The organism is Caballeronia sp., from assembly GCF_049581465.1.
In the GTDB taxonomy this organism is placed as follows: Bacteria; Pseudomonadota; Gammaproteobacteria; order Burkholderiales; family Burkholderiaceae; genus Caballeronia.
The window spans coordinates 1-1,605 of record NZ_JBAUSA010001085.1; the positions used below are offsets into that span (position 1 = coordinate 1).

At 62.2% G+C, this 1,605-nt stretch carries 2 protein-coding genes; both read left to right on the plus strand.

Going from position 1 to position 1,605, the window contains the following annotated elements; genetic code table 11:
- The coding region (locus WCA53_RS26560) for an MlaD family protein (RefSeq protein WP_423917611.1) at nucleotides 1-940 on the plus strand (940 nt) is incomplete at its 5' end.
- Nucleotides 941-1,045: 105 nt separating this feature from the next.
- A partial coding sequence (locus WCA53_RS26565; RefSeq protein ID WP_423917614.1) for an ABC-type transport auxiliary lipoprotein family protein occupies nucleotides 1,046-1,605 on the plus strand: 560 nt, incomplete at its 3' end.

Consider the following 1,605-nt stretch of genomic DNA (forward strand, 5'->3'; position numbering starts at 1 on the left):
GTTCTGGGCCGGGCTGTTCACACTCGGGCTCATGGCGGCTATCGCCCTGACGGTGTTCTTTTTCAACGTCGACCGGACGGTGCGTGTGCCGTACGACCTCGTGGCGCGCACCAACGTGACGGGCCTCTATAGCGACGCGGACGTGCGTTATCGTGGGCTCGGCGTGGGCAAGGTGCAGTCAATCAAGTTCGATCACGACCATCCGGGCGAGATTCGCATCCGCATCATGGTCGATAAAAACGCGCCGATCACGCAGTCCACGTTCGCGACGCTGGGCTTCCAGGGCGTGACCGGAATCGCGTTCGTGCAACTCGAGGACACCGGCAAGGATCTGTCGCCGCTGCCGTCATCGCTGAGCCATGTGGCCCAGCTGCCCATGCGGCCCGGCCTCTTCGATCAGTTACAGGAACGTGGCGACATATTGATCAAGAAATTTGAACGTATTGCCGACGATGCGGACAAATTCCTCTCCGACGACATGCGCAACCAGGTCATGCAAACCGCGCAAAGCCTGCAAGGCGCGGCCGACGGCATCGCTTTGTTGAGCAAGCAGGCGGGTCCGGTGGCGGCGAAATTGCCGCAAACGCTGGCCCAACTGGACCGGACGCTCGCGTCCACGAACGCGCTTGCGGTCAGCCTGGACCGGGCGGATGGTCCGCTCATGACCAACCTGAACAAGGTTGGTGACGCGGCGGAACGTGCGGGCCGCGTGATGAACGAGGTCAACGATTCTTTGCAGGAAATGACGGCGCGGGTGGGCTACGAGACCCTGCCGCGCGTGAATTCCCTCGCTGAGGACGTGGGTAGCGCGGCGCGTTCGGTGGATGCGGCGGCCGACACCTTCAACAAGAATCCGCGCAGCGTGCTGTTCGGTGCGGCGCCACCGGCGCCGGGACCGGGCGAGCCGGGCTTTCAATGGCCGTCGGCGGCGGCCAAGTGAAACGGCCCGGTTCGCCGCTCACGCCTGTTTGACGTACTGAAGTTTCGTTTTTTGAACAGTTATCTTGGTTTGAGTACTTTGGGAAATTTGAAAAGAGGAACCGTGATGCCACACACGATCTTGCAGGCGATGCGCTTATCGAAGCGCACTACGCGCCCGCTACCGCGAGCGCGCGCCGGTTTTATCTATGTCAGCCTGGCGGCGCTGCTGGCCGTCGGCGGCTGCGTGTCGGGGCCGTCCGCGGCGGTATCGAATATTCGATACGACCTTGGTAAGCCCACGCCACTCGGCGACACCATGAACATGCCGCCGGTAAAAATGCTTGCGGTAAGCGCTGCGAAAGATCTCAATTCGGAGGGCATTGTTTATCGGCTGAAATATGCCGATGCCCAGCGCACCGCCGTCTATTCGAACAGCCACTGGACCATGTCGCCCGCCGAGCTCCTGACGCAGCGTATCCGGGCTGCCCTGGCGTCGCGCGGGACGGTGCTGACGGGCTCGGACCCGGCGCGCGCACCTTTGTTGCAGGTGGATTTGACGGACTTCGAGCAGGTCTTCGATTCGGCCTCCGAAAGCCACGGCGAAATATCGGCGCGAGCTACCTTGTCGCATCACGGGCAGGTGATCAGCCAGCGCACGTTCATTGCTCGGGCGCCGTCTTATAC